Genomic DNA, 13,877 nt, shown 5'->3' on the forward strand with positions numbered 1-13,877 from the left:
GCCCGGTTACATTCCGAACCCGGAAGCTAAGCCTTTCAGCGCCGATGGTACTGCAGAGGGGACTCTGTGGGAGAGTAGGACGCCGCCGAACAATTCTTCAGCTCCGGTCTCCGGGAATCAGTGATGGTTCCTGGGGGCCGGAGCTTTTTTGTGTTTCAGGATCCGGATTTCGCTGGTCCCCGGCGGCGGGCACTGCGATGCTGAGGCGATGGGGTACCTGATCAGACCGGTGACGGCGGACGAGTGGAAGCGGCTCAAGGAGCTGAGGCTGGCGGCGCTGGCCGATCCTGCGGCGCGGGTGGCGTTTCACCAGACGTTCGAGGAAGCGGCGGCGCAGCCGGCGGAGTACTGGCAGCGGCACACCGCGCGGAGCGATGCGAGCGGCACCACGCTGACGCTCATCGGCGAGGGGCCGGACGGCAGCTGGGGCGGGATGGTCGTGGTGCGGCTGGACGACGGGGCCGAGGTGCCGCAGACGGAGGTCGTCGCGGTGTACGTACGGCCCGAGCACCGGGGGACGGGGCTGTCGCGGGAGCTGTTCGAGGCGGCGCTCGGCTGGTCGTGGAGCCTGTCGGAGCCGGTCGTGTCCCGCGTACGGGTGTGGGTGCACGAGGAGAACGCTTCGGCGGAAGGGCTGTACCGGGCGCTGGGGTTCGTGCCGACGGGGAAGACGGCGGCGGATCCGAAGAACCCGGGGGCCGTCGAGCGGGAGATGGCGCTGTCCCGGCTGTAGGCGGCCGTTCCTCGCGGCGGGGTTCAGAGCAGCGGCAGGGCGGCGTACGGCCAGCGGGCGCGGGCCTGTTCCGGGGAGCGCATCGTGGCGAGGGTGAGCAGGCCGCGGGGCGGGTCCGTGCGGAGGAGGTCCGGGAGGGCGGGCAGCGGCGCCAGCGCGGCGATGTCGTCCAGGACGAGGGTGAGCGGCGGGTCGAGGCGGCCGGTGGGGGTGCGGGCGGCCAGCCGGCGGGCATGCTCGGCGACGTGCGTCAGGAGCGCGGTGAGCAGCGGCATGGCGCCCGGGTCGGGGCGTGGGTCCTCCAGCGCCTCGCCGACGACGTAGAGCGTGCCGCCCTCGTCGACGAACGCGTCGAGGGCGAGGGTGTCGGGGCGCTGGGCGTTGCAGGCGTCCCGGATGTGGACGGAGCCGAGGGCGGACAGGGCGCGGCCCGCCAACTCCTTCGCCTGGTCGCGGCGTTCGGGATGGGCCGTCAGCACCGATTCCAGCTCGCCTGCCTGGCCGGCGGCGCACCGCGGGTCGGTGCGCAGGATGCGGACGGCTTCCTGGGCGCCGCCGGTGGCGTGCGCCCAGCGGTGCAGCTGGCGGAACGGGCGTCCGTCGACCGCGGCGGCGTGCAGCCAGCAGCGCAGCAGCGTCCGGGCGGCGTCGGTGACGGCCGCGTCCAGGGCGCTGTGCGGCTGGACGGGGGCCAGCAGCGCGGCGGCGCGGGTGGTGGCGGTGGCCAGATCCTCGCAGCCGGCCGTCGGTGACCAACGGAGGCGGGACGGGGTGTCGAGGCGGTGCGCCGGGTCGTAGGCGAGGACCGGGCCGAGCTTGGCGCGGGCGTCCTTGGTGGCCGACCAGAGGGACGGGTCGGTGGTGGCGAGGACGACGGGGCCCGGTGCGGCGGCGACGGCGGCCAGCGCGGCGGCGGTGGCGGCGGACCGGTCGGCGCCGAAGTGGATGCGGGGGAGGGCGGGTTCGGCGGACGGGGCGGTGGGCACTGCGGCGGCGGTGGCGGTGGCCGCGGTGGCCACAGCGGCGGCGGGTGCCGGGGCCGGCGTGGCGCCGGGGGCTGCGGGCGTGCCGTTGGCTTCGGCTGGGCCGGGAGCTTCGGGGCCGAGGCCCGGACCCGTTCCCGTGTCCGTTCCTGCGCCGGGAGGTGTGCTCGTAGGGGCGCTGGGGGCGGGCGTGGCCGGTGCGGGAGACGTGGTGGCGCCCGCGGCTGTTGCGGTTGTGCCGAGGGGGGTGCCCGTAGTGGGTGCGGGGGCCGTCTCCGTAGGGGAAGCCGGGGTGGAAGCCGTACCCGTAGGGGTGTGTGAGGCCGCGTCACCCGGTGGCGTGGCCGGTCCCGTAGGGGGTGTCGGGGACGGGGCCGGGTGGGTGCCTGCGCGGCGGGCTCGGCGGAGCGCGCGGTAGCGGGTCAGGGTGCCCAGGACGAAGAGGGTCAGGACCAGGAGGACCATCAGTTCGCCGACGAGGAGGCCCCAGAAGAGGCCGTAGCCGGAGAGCTGGGCCTTGGGGGTGGTGGGCCAGGCGCCGGGGAGGTCGTGGGGTTCGGCGATGAGGTGGCGCAGGGCCGTGGGGGTGCCGGAGTAGGTGACGGCGTCCGGCCAGGCGCCGTGGCTGAGGAGCCCGGCGAGGCCGGTCGCGGTCCAGATCAGGACGCTCAGACCGAGGAGGAAGGCGAGCAGGCCGACGAGCAGGGCGTCGGGGACGCCGCCGTGCTGCCGAGGGGCGCGGGGGCCGCGGGGCGCGCCGTACCGGGGGTCGTGCGGTCCGGTGGCGTACCGGTCGTCGTAGGCCTCCGGCCGGCCGTCGTACGCGCCCGGGCGGCCGTCTCGCGGGTCGTGGCCGTAGCGGCCGCCGGGGGGCGCGTAGCGGTCGTCGTACGCCCCCGGGTGGCCGGTCGGGTCGGGCGGGGGCGTCACGCCACCGTCTCGCTGGACTCGCCCTGGAGCTGGCGGGCCAGGGCCAGGGCCTCGGCACGCTGTTCGGCCTCGGCGTCGGCGGCGGCTTCCAGGGCCCGGGCCTCGTCCGTGGGCAGGGCGGAGGAGGCGGAGACCTCGGACGCCTCGGTCATCGCGCGGTCGGTGTAGACCAGCGGGCGTTCCGCCTCGGTGATGAGGTGCTTGACGACCTGGACGTTGCCGTTGACGTCCCAGACGGCGATGCCGGGGGTCAGGGTCGGGATGATCTCGACGGCCCAGCGTGGCAGGCCGAGGACCTGGCCGGTGGCGCGGGCCTCGTCGGCTTTCTGGGCGTAGATCGTGCGGGTGGAGGCCATCTTGAGGATGGCGGCGGCCTCGCGGGCGGCGGCGCCGTCGACGACGTCGCTGAGGTGGTGGACGACGGCGACGAAGGAGAGGCCGAGGCGGCGGCCGAACTTCAGCAGGCGCTGGAAGAGCTGGGCGACGAAGGGGGAGTTGATGATGTGCCACGCCTCCTCCACCAGGAAGATGCGCTTCTTGCGGTCCGGCCGGATCCAGGTGTGCTCCAGCCACACGCCGACGATCGCCATGAGGATCGGCATGGCGATGGAGTTGCGGTCGATGTGCGAGAGGTCGAAGACGATCAGCGGGGCGTCGAGGTCGATGCCGGCGGTCGTCGGGCCGTCGAACATGCCGCGCAGGTCACCGTCGACGAGGCGGTCGAGGACGAGGGCGACGTCCAGGCCCCACGCCCGGACATCGTCTATGTCGACGTTCATCGCCTCGGCGGCCTCCGCCTCCGGGTGGCGCAGCTGCTCGACGATGTCGGTGAGGACGGGCTGGCGGGGCGCGCCGGAGTCGTCGCCGCCGTCGCCGAACTCGCCGAGGACGGTGGAGTGGGCGACCTTGAGGGCGAAGCCGGAGCGCTCGTCCAGACCGCGGCCCATCGCGACCTCGATGATCGTCCGCAGCAGCGCGAGCTGGCCGGTGGTGGTGATCGACGGGTCGAGCGGGTTGAGGCGGATGCCGCCGTTGAGGGCGGCGGTCGGGTCGAGGCGGATGGGGGTGATGCCGAGCTGTTCGGCGATCAGATTCCACTCGCCGACGCCGTCCTCGCCCTGGGCGTCGAGGACGACGACCTGCCGGTCGCGGAAGCGGAGCTGGCGCAGGACGTACGTCTTCTCCAGCGCGGACTTGCCGTTGCCGGACTCGCCGAGGACCAGCCAGTGCGGGGCCGGCAGCTGCTGGCCGTAGAGCTGGAACGGGTCGTAGATGTAGCCCTTGCCGCTGTAGACCTCGCGGCCGATGATGACGCCGGAGTCACCGAGGCCGGGGGCGGCGGTGGGCAGGTAGACGGCCTGCGCCTGCCCGGTGGAGGTGCGTACGGGCAGCCGCGTCGTCTCCACCTTCCCGAACAGGAAGCTGGTGAAGGCGTCGGTGAGCGCTGCGAGCGGATCGAGCATGGCCATGACGTACGCGCCTCCCAGCGGCTTAGCGGCGGATTCCGGTCGCGAACGGCAGGGTGTTGACGAACGCCCGGTGGTGCTCGCGGTCGCACCACTCCAGCTTGAGATAGGACTTTCCGGCCGAGGCGCGGATGGTGCGCTTGTCGCGGGCGAGCGCCTCGGGGGAGCGGGAGGAGACCGTCAGATAGCCGACGAGGTTGACGCCGGCGGCGCCCGAGGCGAGGTCCTCGCCGCGCTGGTCGACGCGGCCGTGGTGGGCGACGTCGCGGGGGTCGACGACGCGGTTCATCTTCGCGGCGCGGCTGGCCTCGGCGTCGTCGTTGGTCTTCTCCGTCAGCATCCGCTCGATGGCGATCTCGGTGGGCTCCAGGTCCATGCAGACCGCGACGGTGCGGATGACGTCGGGGGTGTGGACCAGCAGCGGGGCGAGGAAGTTGACGCCGACCGGGGTCAGCGGCCACTCCTTGATCCAGGCGGTGGCGTGGCACCAGGGGGCGCGGGTGGTCGACTCGCGGGTCTTGGCCTGGAGGTAGGTCGGCTCCATCGCGTCCAGCTCGGCGGGCCACGCGTTGCGCTTGCTCATCGCCTGGATGTGGTCGATGGGGTGGTCCGGGTCGTACATGGAGTGCACGAGGGAGGCGAGGCGGGCCTGGCCGAGCGGCTGGCGGACGCGGATGTCGGCCTCGGCGAGGCGGGCGCAGATGTCGGTCAGCTCGCGGGCCATGACGACGGCGAGGCCGGCGTCGCGGTCGAGCTTGCCGTGGGACGAGCCGCTGTGGTGGGCGGCCGCGGCGCGGGCCATCGTGATCGCCTCGGCGGCCAGCTCGCGGTCGTAGTGCATACAGGCGACGAGGTAGGCGCGGTGCTGCTCGGAGGAGGTGGAGACCATCGACTGGAGCTGGTCGTACGACTCCTGGAGCCAGGCGGGGGAGGTGGTGTCGCCGCGCTGGGCGACGTCCTTGGCGTGTGCGTCCGGGTCGGCGGGCAGGGTGCGGGCCAGCACCTGGAGGCGGGTGACGAAGCCGTCGCCGTTGGCGACGTGCTTGAGCAGCGTGCCGAAGCGGTCGACCAGCGCCTCCTGGTCCTCGCTGTCGCGCAGACCGACGCCGGGGCCCTCGATCTCGATGGCGGCGGTGACGGTGCGGCGGTCGGCGTGGAGGAGGACGGCGATCTCGTCGGGGCCGAAGGGGGCGGCGAGCCAGTTGATGCGGCCGATGCCGGGCGGCGGGCCGATCTCGACCTCGCGGCCGTCGAGCCGGGTGCCGGACTCGGCGGCGGCGGAGCGGTAGGCGGTGCCGCGGCGGAGGGTGCGGCGGTAGCTGCGCCGGATCTCGAACCACTTGTAGAACGTGCGGCCCTTGTACGGGACGTACACGGCGGCCAGGCCCAGCACGGGGAAGCCGGTGAGGGCGATGATCCGCAGGGCGAGGACCTGGACCACCAGGCCGCACAGCACGCCGAGGAACGCGGAGGCGATGATCAGGGCGATCTCGCCGGTCTCGCGGTTCTTGCCGACCACGGCGTTGGGCCGGGCGCGGCCGATCAGATACGTCCTGCGGGGCGCGATCGGATGGGGTGTGGTCACCGCCCCTCACCTCCTGCTGACTTGCCGGTGCGGGAGCCGCCGGGGGCGCCGGTGCCGGGGTTGGTACGGGGGGCCGGCGGGGCGGTGCGGCTGCTGTGCGCGGCGACGCCGCCGGCCACGCTGCTCGCCGGGGACTGGCCGCCGCCCTGGGGCTGGCCGCCGCCGTCGGACTTGCGGGTGCTGTGGGTCTTGATGCCCTGGGAGACGAGGGCGGCGGGGGAGGAGACCATGGCGGCTGCCTGGCTGCCGTCGGTGGCGCGGCCCTTGTTCGTCCGGGCGGAGATCATCTCGTCGCCGAAGCCGGGGACGAAGCGGTAGATCATCGCGCTGGCGAAGATCGCGAGGATGATGATCGCGAGGCCGGAGACGACGGCGGAGAAGGCGTTGGGGCCCTCTTCGGAGGAGAGCGCGCCGGCGATGCCGAGGACTATCACGATGACCGGCTTCACCATGATCACGGCGATCATGATCCCGGCCCAGCGGCGGACGTGGCCCCACATGTTCTTGTCGACCAGCCCGGCGTAGACGACGGTGCCGAGCAGCGCGCCGACGTACAGCAGCGCGGCGCGGATCACCAGCTCCAGCCAGAGCACACCGGCGGCGAGCACGGAGACCAGCGAGACGACGATCAGCATGATCGGGCCGCCGCCGATGTCGGTGCCCTTGGTCAGCGCCTCGGAGAACGCGCCGAAGAAGGTGTCGGTCTTCGCGCCGGTGCCCTTCGCGATGATCTCGGTGACGCCGTCGGTCGCGGAGACCACGGTGTAGAGGATCAGCGGTGTGAACGCGGAGGCGAGCACGGTCAGCCAGAGGAACCCGACGGCCTCGCTGATCGCCTCCGTCAGCCGTACGCCCCGCACGGCGCGCTTGGCGACGGCGAGCAGCCACAGGACGAGGGTGAGGACGGTCGAGGCGGCGAAGACGACGGCGTACTGGCGCAGGAACGCGGAGTTGGTGAAGTCGACCTTCGAGGTCGCCTTCACGGCGTCGGCCAGCTTGTCGACGATCCAGGCGGCGGCCTTGGCGCAGCCCTTGGCGAGGGAGGTGAGGGGGTCGAGGGGGTTGTTGTCGAACGGGGTGCTCGGCGTGCTGCCGCCGCCCGGTCCGTTGCGCTGTTCGCAGTTCTCCCTGGCGGGACCGCTGAGGATGCTGCAGCGTTCCCTGGTCGGCGAGGGCTCGGGACCGGGGGCGGCCATGACGCGGGTGGCGAACATGAACACCGAGGCCTGAACGGCGGCGAGAACCGTGACGACCGAGAACGCGCGGCGGCTGTTACCGGGCATAGGTGAACCCTCCAAACCCTTCGACCGCACCTGCGATCTCCTTCGCCCCGGATGCGGGGACATCTCCGCTGACCGGAGCAGGGCCGTTCTTCTGCGTCTGGGAGACGGCCTTCCAGTCCTTGCCGGTCCAGGTCAGCTTCATCGTGATGGTGAACCACGTGGTCGTCACCGGCCTGGTGGAGCCGGTGCCCGCCATGCCGAGAAGCCCGGTGCACCACACGTCGACGGTTGCCTCGTCGCCGGCGTAGGCCGTGGACTTGGTGCCGATCGGGATGGTGCGGGAGATGAAGGTCAGGCCCGCGGGGGTGCTGCCGTCCGGCTTCAGGCCGACGGCCTTGCGGGCGTCGGTCGCGTAGGCGTGGTCGAGGTCCTTCTGGAGCGTGCCGACGACGGACGGCGCCATGATCGTGCTGACGATCCGGTGGCGCTTCTGGTCGTCGAACATGTCGGAGGACCCCAACGCCACCGCATAATTCGCCGCCGCCGACTGCGCCCCCTGTTCGGTCTTGGCGAAGCCGGCGGCGATGGTGCCGTTCCTGCCCGTCACCGGGTCGGTACCCGTGGGGGCGGTCGGCCGGGCCGCGGGGCCCTTCCCCGGGGCGCCGTCCGCGGTGTCGGCGGCGGGGCCTGTGGAGGAGCCGCGGTTGGCGAAGGCGATGGCGGCGATGAGGAGGACCACCACGCCGACGACGGCGATGAGGTTGCGGCTCGACAGTCCGCTGCGGGAGCGGCGTCCCGAGCCGTAGGAGTCGCCCTCGTTCTCCGGAAGTCTGGTGCGGGTCTGGCCGGTGGGACTCGTGTAGTCGCCGCCGTAGCCGTCGTCGCTGGTGCTCATCGCGTACGTGCCCCCTCAACCGCCATTGCCGTCTCCGCCGTCTTCGCCGTCCCCGCCGGTGTGGGGCCGCCCTCGTATGACCGTAGCCGCGTGGTCGACGGCTCGGGTGAAGTGGTGCGAGTACATCTCACGGTGACGGGTCCTCAGCTGCTGTGCGGTGGGGGCGAATGGGGGACTGCGGGGCTTTTGTCCCCTTGGTGTGCACCCGCTTCGCCGCCTCCCGCGGTGGCCTTCTTCCTTCCGGACGGACCTGTCCCCACGGGGTGGCCGCCCCAACCGGTCCGCTGGTCGCGGGCGTGCCGGGGCGGGCCGGCGGGCCGGCCGTGCAGGGGTGGGCGGACGTCAGCATGGGGCCTCGGCGCGGGAGGTGGGGCCGTCGGGGGGTGGATGGAGGCACACGGGCGGCGGACGGGGCGCATGCGGTGGCGCCGATGGCGGGTCCGGTCCGGCCCGGGGTGCGGCGGCGCGATCGGGCCGCGGGGCCTGCGGGGGCGGGGAGGTGACGGGCCGTCGGCCGCCCGGAGGGGGCGGCCGGGGCGTCGGTGCGCGCTACACGGCCATGCCGTAGACGATCGTGAAGAGGGTGCCGAGGGAGCCGATGATGAAGACGCCGGTGAGGCCGGCGACGATCAGGCCCTTGCCCTGCTCGGCGCTGAAGGTGTCGCGGAGCGCGGTGGCGCCGATGCGCTGCTTGGCGGCGCCCCAGAAGGCGATGCCCAGGCAGATCAGGATCGCGACGGCCATGATGACCTCGACCATCACGCGCGCTTCGTTGCCCAGGGTGCCGAACGGGCCCCAGTCCGGGGCGATTCCACCGATGATGGTGCTGATGTCGCCCTTATCAGCCGCAATGAACAATTTGAACTCACCGCCCCTTTATGGGTAGTTGTGGTCCCCTGAATATCTGACAGGGGTCAGTCTCCATCTTCGCCGACAAAGACACCACCGGATGTCGACTTGGCGGCATTCTTGCGCGGATCTCGTAGGGGCGAGGTGAGGATCGGCCCACGCGGCGCCCCACGCCACCCGGCACACCCATGTGATGTCACTGTGTGTATCACGTATGATAACCGTGAGCAATGATGGACTGAAGCGTACCGACGGGCGGACCGAGGAGGGTGCCGGTATGCGGGGGCCGGAGGTGGTTCGGGAGCAGGCCCGGGCGGGGCCTTCGGGCAGGTCCGGGGGTGTGCGTCCCTCCCGGGAGAAGGGACGTGGCGCGGGGCGCTGCGGTTCCGCGTCGCGCCGTCAGGGCGTCAGGGCATTACGGCGGCACGGCGTCACTCCGGCCGCGCCGGGGGGCCGGCCGCGCCGTCACTTCGGCACGTGGGACATCACGAAGATCATGAACAGGGCCACGATGTGGATGGCGAAGAGGAAGTACGCCACGCGCCACCAGAGGTGCTTGTTCATCTGCTTCGGGTTGCTGGAGTCCATGTCCGTGTCCTGTCCTCGTTCCTCGTCTCCAGTGTCGCGTACCCGCGGGCCGCTCGGACGGGTCCGGGGTGTGCCGTTGCGCACGGCCGGGCGCCCGGCGGACGGCCCGGTCGCGGGGCGGCGCCCGGGGCCCGGCCGGCTCCGGGCGCGCCCGGTAGCCTCTCGGCCGTACGCCGCTCCCCGGTGAGCGCCCCCTGCGCCGAGGTGTGCGCCGCCGTGCGGTGGGAACTTCCAGGGGTGGCGGGGAATCGGCGGCGAAGTGAGCCCGGATGGGGGAGGGTTGGGGCGTGCGGAAACTCTGGATTGCAGGCGGTATCGGGGCGGGGCTGATGCTCGGCCTGGTCGCGCTGCTCGTGATCGGTACGTACACCGCGGCCGCCGGGCTGGTCGGTGTGACCGGTGGGCGGGCGCTCGGGCTGGCCAAGGGCGCGGTGCCCGCGGAGTACCAGGCGCTGGTGCAGAAGTGGGGGCAGCTGTGTCCGGCGATCAGCCCCTCGTTGCTGGCCGCGCAGCTCTACCAGGAGAGCGGCTGGAACCCCAGGGCCCAGAGCCCGGCCGCCGCGCAGGGCATGGCGCAGTTCATCCCCGGAACCTGGGCCACCCACGGCATAGACGGCAACGGCGACGGCAAGAAGGACGTCTGGGACCCGGCGGACGCCATCGCGTCGGCGGCGTCGTACGACTGTGAGCTGGCGCAGTACGTGAAGGACGCGCCGGGCGACGCCACGCACAACATGCTCGCCGCGTACAACGCCGGCGCCTACCGCGTCATCCAGTACAGCGGCGTCCCGCCGTACAACGAGACGCAGAACTACGTCAAGACGATCACCACGCTCGCCAAGAGCTTCGAGGCGCCGAGCGCGCCGGTCGCCCCGTCGAAGCAGGCCGCCGCGGCCATCTACTACGCGCAGGAGAAGCTCGGTACGCCGTATCTCTGGGGCGGTACGGGCACCGCCGCGCAGAACGGCCGGTTCGACTGCTCCGGGCTGACGCAGGCGGCCTACCGCTCGGTCGGCATAGAGCTGCCGCGGGTGGCGAACGACCAGTGGAACGCCGGTCCGCACCCCGGGCGCGACGAACTGCTCCCCGGCGATCTGGTCTTCTTCGCCAACGATCTGACGGACCCGCGGTCGATCCACCACGTCGGCATCTACGTCGGCGGCGGCTACATGGTCAACGCGCCGCACACGGGTGCGCTGATCCGGTTCGACAAGATCGATGTGCCGGACTACATCGGCGCCACCCGTGTCACCTCCGATGGCGCGAAAGCGCTGCCCGCTGCGAACACCGCGTGAACATGAGGCGCCCGGCGCCCGGGGTGGGTCACGCTGGGACAACAGGCTGGTGATCTTCCGGTGGAGAGCGGAACGACCACGGTGACGAGCGCGTTCTCCTGGCGTCGGACGGTTGCGGCGGGGGAGCGCGCCCGGTGTGGCGGTACGGCGGTACGGGACGACCACGGGGGCTGGCAGCACACACACGGCGCTCGCGCGCGCGGAAGATAAGGGGTCGCAGCAGATGGCTGGACTCGCACTGGTGGGGCCGGACCCGGATGCCGACGTGCTCGGCGGCATCAACGGCCTCGCGAAGGATGCTCCGCGGTGGGTCAACCACACCATGGAGTATCTCGGCGAATACGGCGTCCTCGCCGCGCTCGCCGTGCTGTGCGTGCTCGCCTGGTGGTCCGTGCGGCGCCGCGCCGGGGCGCCCGCCGCGGTCGCCGGGCTGGTGTGGGCGCCGCTCGCCGCCGGCCTCGCGCTGCTCGCCAACATCCCGATCCGGGCCATCGTCGGCCGTCCCCGCCCGTTCCGCGACCACGCCGGGCTGACGGTCCTCGTCCCGGGGAAGACCGACTTCTCGTTCGTCAGCGACCACGCGACGCTCGCCATGGCGGTCGGCGCCGGCCTCTTCCTCGTCCGCCGCTCCTACGGCCTGATCGGCATGGGCCTGGCGCTGCTCGAAGGGTTCTGCCGGATCTACCTCGGCGTGCACTACCCGACCGACGTCATCGGCGGGTTCGCGCTGGGCACCGCCGTGGTGCTGCTGCTCGCACCGCCCGCGCAGGCGCTGCTGGTACCGCTGATGACGCGGCTCGGCCGCTCCCGCGCGGGCCGTCTGGTGCGGGCTCCCGGCGTCCCGGAGACGGTGCGGACGCCCGATGCGGAGGCGGCGGTCGAGGCGGCGTACGCGCAGACGTTCGCGGAGACCTACGGCGAGCGGTACGCGGCGCAGGACGCGGCCGACGGTCCGGGGCTGCCGGCCGCCCGTGCGGCGCTGCCCGGCGGCAAGGGGCCGGAACGCGACCTGGCGGCGTGAGGGCGGCGCGCCGGGCCGCGCCCTGGGCCCGGCCGCGTCCGCGCCCGGCCGCGTCCCGCCGCGCCGCCCGGTGCCCCACCCCGTACGGCTCCTACAGCGCCTGCGGGAACGTGCTGAACAGCCGCTGCGGGTCGTACGTCCGCTTGACGGTGTCCAGGCGGCCGGCGGCCGAGCCGTAGTAGGCGGACTTCCAGTCCGTCAGGGACGGGTCGGTGTAGTTCTGGTAGGCGGCGCCGGAGGCGTGGCGGCGCATCGCGCCGTGGAAGGCGTCGAGCCAGGCGGTGCGGCCCGCGGACGGGCCGCCCGCCGGCCAGGACGCCAGGTACTGCGCGAGGAAGCGTGAGCCGCGGTGGACGAACGCGGTGTCCTTGGCGCCGACGCGGTTGATCGCGCCGCCCAGCGCGGTGAAGGCGACATTGCCGGTCACGCCCTTGCGGCCGCCGCTCTCGATCTGCGCCAGGGCCGTCTGGATGCCGGACGCGGACAGCGGCCGGTCGTAGAAGTGCGAGCGCGCCGCGTACGTTTCGCGGCCCAGCTTGCCCGGGGCGGTCTGGCCGGGCAGCGTACCCGGGGCGTGGCACTGCGCCGTCGTCTTGGAGGAGCAGCCCGCGTACGCCTCCATCGCGTCCAGGTGGTCGATGGGCGTGAGCCGCACGGTGGCCGCGGGGCCGGGGCCGCCGGACTGGTCGGCGAGCTGGTCGACGGCGTTCTGCAGCTCGCGGTAGCCGCCCATGGAGAACGCCGCGACGGAGACGGCGGGTGTGCCGCCGGGGCGGGCGTCCAGATGGCAGGCGGACCATATCTCGTCCGCCTGCGAGGGTCCCCACTTCTGCCAGGAGCCCAGCACCTTGGCCGCCTTCGCCCACGGCCACGTCATGTACGCCATAACCGAACGCGGCGCCGGGTGCGTACGGAAGCGGAGGTCGGTGACGACGCCGAAGTTGCCGTTGCCGGCGCCGCGCAGCGCCCAGAAGAGGTCGGAGTGGTGCGAGGCGTCGCACTCGACGGTCTTGCCGTCGGCGGTGACGACCGTCGCGCCTATGAGGGAGTCGCAGGTCAGTCCGTATGCACGGGAGGTGACGCCGTGTCCGCCGCCCAGGGTGAGGCCGGATATCGCGACGGTCGGGCAGGAGCCGCCGGGCAGGGTGACGCCGTGGGCGCCGAGGCCGGTGTAGATGTCGATGAGCTTGGCGCCCGCGCCGATCGCGACCTCGCCGCCCGAGGGTGCGCCGACCTTGTCGAGCTTCGAGACGTCGATGACGAGCTTGCCGTTGCCGCTGGAGTAGCCCGCGTAGGAGTGGCCGCCGCTGCGGATGGCGACGGGGGTGCGGTAGCGGCGCGCGAAGGAGAGGCACTCGGCTATGTCCGAGGCGTGTGCGACATAGGCGACCGCCGACGGCTTCAGGGAGTCGTAGCGGGTGTTGTAGAGGCGTCCGGCCATGGCGTACGCGGCGTCCGAGGGGCGGATGAGCCTGCCGTCGAGGCTCTTGGCGAGCGCGCTCCAACCGGCCTTGGTGGCGGCCGGTTTCGCGGAGGAGGCGGTGGTGGCGCCGGTGCTGAGCGCCCCGCCGGCCGTCGTCGCGGAGGCGGAGGAGCCGGGGGCCGCGCCGTTCGTGGTGCAGCCGGTGGCCCAGGCGACCGAGGTGGCCGCGAGACCGCCACCGGTTTGCAGGAGTGTGCGGCGCTTCATGGGTAAATGTCCCCTCGTGGTGATCCGGCGTCCCCGTACGGCCACGGGTCCGGCCGGTGGCCGAGGGGGTGCGGCACCGGGCCGTGCGGCGCCGCCGTGGGGGCGGCGCTCCGGCGGCGCGTGTGGGCCCCGAGGGGCCGTCAGGTCGGCGCGCCGGCCGGTGTCCGGTGCCGTCGTTCTCTCCCTACCCAGATGCGGCCGGGCAGTTGACGGTTCCCGGACGGCGGATCATTCCGGTCGCGCGGCGGCGGTCAGATGGCGTTCGGCGTCCGTACGGGCCTGGGAACGGGCGCGGCGGGCGGCGCCGCGCCAGCCGCAGGTGCAGCCCGCGGAGATGAAGGAGCCGCGTTCGGAGGTGGAGGTGCGGTGCCCGGCGGGGTCGGCGGGGGCGTCGTCGGCGGCGGGCGCGGGGCCGGGGACGGAGGGGCCCGAGGGGTGGGGGTGCGGGGCGCGATCGGTCACCCCGTCACGCTACGCGCCCCGGGTGGCGGGGCGTGACGGGCCCCGGAAACGGTCGTTGAACGGGGCGGCCGGTGCGGAACCGGCCGTCCGGGACGGGCCGCGGGATGCGGACCGCCGGTGAGCGGAGCGCCCGTCGGCGGCTTCCGCACCGGCCGTT

At 73.1% G+C, this 13,877-nt stretch carries 12 protein-coding genes and 1 rRNA gene; 4 read left to right on the top strand and 9 right to left on the bottom strand.

Going from position 1 to position 13,877, the window contains the following annotated elements; translation table 11 throughout:
- Window positions 1-91, top strand: a 5S ribosomal RNA gene (gene rrf / locus ABT345_RS27640); the annotation flags it as partial.
- Window positions 92-208: 117 nt separating this feature from the next.
- On the top strand, window positions 209-733 hold the full coding sequence (locus ABT345_RS27645; protein WP_345078866.1) for a GNAT family N-acetyltransferase: 525 nt from the start codon (window positions 209-211) through the stop codon (window positions 731-733).
- 23 nt (window positions 734-756) lie between these two features.
- Here the strand turns inward: ABT345_RS27645 and ABT345_RS27650 are convergent, their stop codons facing one another.
- From ABT345_RS27650 to ABT345_RS27680, 7 genes are all read right to left on the bottom strand, one after another.
- Window positions 757-2,646, bottom strand: coding sequence for a type IV secretory system conjugative DNA transfer family protein (locus ABT345_RS27650; RefSeq protein ID WP_417833111.1), 1,890 nt, complete (start codon window positions 2,644-2,646; stop codon window positions 757-759).
- Window positions 2,643-4,109, bottom strand: coding sequence for an ATP-binding protein (locus tag ABT345_RS27655; RefSeq protein ID WP_345079854.1), 1,467 nt, complete (start codon window positions 4,107-4,109; stop codon window positions 2,643-2,645). Before ABT345_RS27655 ends, ABT345_RS27650 begins: the two co-directional genes overlap by 4 nt.
- Window positions 4,110-4,137: 28 nt before the next feature.
- Window positions 4,138-5,697, bottom strand: a complete 1,560-nt coding sequence (locus ABT345_RS27660) for an SCO6880 family protein (protein WP_345078869.1) — start codon at window positions 5,695-5,697, stop codon at window positions 4,138-4,140.
- Window positions 5,694-6,980 (bottom strand): hypothetical protein, encoded by a 1,287-nt coding sequence (locus ABT345_RS27665; RefSeq protein WP_345078871.1) that lies wholly within the window; start codon window positions 6,978-6,980, stop codon window positions 5,694-5,696. Before ABT345_RS27665 ends, ABT345_RS27660 begins: the two co-directional genes overlap by 4 nt.
- Complete coding sequence (locus ABT345_RS27670) at window positions 6,970-7,815, bottom strand: DUF8175 domain-containg protein (protein WP_345078874.1); 846 nt, start codon at window positions 7,813-7,815, stop codon at window positions 6,970-6,972. Before ABT345_RS27670 ends, ABT345_RS27665 begins: the two co-directional genes overlap by 11 nt.
- Window positions 7,816-8,364: 549 nt before the next feature.
- Window positions 8,365-8,673, bottom strand: coding sequence for a DUF8827 family protein (locus tag ABT345_RS27675; protein ID WP_345078877.1), 309 nt, complete (start codon window positions 8,671-8,673; stop codon window positions 8,365-8,367).
- A gap of 456 nt (window positions 8,674-9,129) precedes the next feature.
- Window positions 9,130-9,252 carry a hypothetical protein gene (locus tag ABT345_RS27680; protein WP_345078880.1) on the bottom strand — a complete coding sequence of 41 codons (123 nt, stop codon included), beginning with the start codon at window positions 9,250-9,252 and terminating at the stop codon, window positions 9,130-9,132.
- Window positions 9,253-9,539: 287 nt separating this feature from the next.
- On the opposite strand from ABT345_RS27680, the gene ABT345_RS27685 reads away from it, so the two are divergent.
- Both ABT345_RS27685 and ABT345_RS27690 read left to right on the top strand, forming a co-directional pair.
- Entirely contained in the window at window positions 9,540-10,547 is a 1,008-nt protein-coding gene (locus ABT345_RS27685) for a bifunctional lytic transglycosylase/C40 family peptidase (protein ID WP_345078883.1), read from the top strand.
- A 223-nt stretch (window positions 10,548-10,770) separates the two neighbouring features.
- Window positions 10,771-11,568, top strand: coding sequence for a phosphatase PAP2 family protein (locus ABT345_RS27690; protein ID WP_345078886.1), 798 nt, complete (start codon window positions 10,771-10,773; stop codon window positions 11,566-11,568).
- 91 nt (window positions 11,569-11,659) lie between these two features.
- Here ABT345_RS27690 and ABT345_RS27695 read toward each other — a convergent pair whose 3' ends face one another.
- Together ABT345_RS27695 and ABT345_RS27700 are read right to left on the bottom strand one after the other, a co-directional pair.
- Window positions 11,660-13,258, bottom strand: coding sequence for an FAD-binding oxidoreductase (locus ABT345_RS27695; protein WP_345078889.1), 1,599 nt, complete (start codon window positions 13,256-13,258; stop codon window positions 11,660-11,662).
- A 228-nt stretch (window positions 13,259-13,486) separates the two neighbouring features.
- Window positions 13,487-13,720: a hypothetical protein gene (locus tag ABT345_RS27700; RefSeq protein ID WP_345079942.1), complete on the bottom strand. Its 234-nt coding sequence runs from the start codon at window positions 13,718-13,720 to the stop codon at window positions 13,487-13,489.
- Window positions 13,721-13,877 lie beyond the last annotated feature (157 nt).

The sequence above is a fragment of the Streptomyces sp. NPDC000404 genome (genome assembly GCF_040300365.1).
In the GTDB taxonomy this organism is placed as follows: Bacteria; Actinomycetota; Actinomycetes; order Streptomycetales; family Streptomycetaceae; genus Streptomyces; species Streptomyces ramulosus.

Coding starts and splice junctions, on each gene's coding strand:
- ABT345_RS27645 (WP_345078866.1), top strand. CDS start 209: ATGGGGTACCTGATCAGACCGGTGACGGCGGACGAGTGGAAGCGGCTC.
- ABT345_RS27655 (WP_345079854.1), bottom strand. CDS start 4,109: ATGCTCGATCCGCTCGCAGCGCTCACCGACGCCTTCACCAGCTTCCTG.
- ABT345_RS27665 (WP_345078871.1), bottom strand. CDS start 6,980: ATGCCCGGTAACAGCCGCCGCGCGTTCTCGGTCGTCACGGTTCTCGCC.
- ABT345_RS27670 (WP_345078874.1), bottom strand. CDS start 7,815: ATGAGCACCAGCGACGACGGCTACGGCGGCGACTACACGAGTCCCACC.
- ABT345_RS27680 (WP_345078880.1), bottom strand. CDS start 9,252: ATGGACTCCAGCAACCCGAAGCAGATGAACAAGCACCTCTGGTGGCGC.
- ABT345_RS27690 (WP_345078886.1), top strand. CDS start 10,771: ATGGCTGGACTCGCACTGGTGGGGCCGGACCCGGATGCCGACGTGCTC.
- ABT345_RS27695 (WP_345078889.1), bottom strand. CDS start 13,258: ATGAAGCGCCGCACACTCCTGCAAACCGGTGGCGGTCTCGCGGCCACC.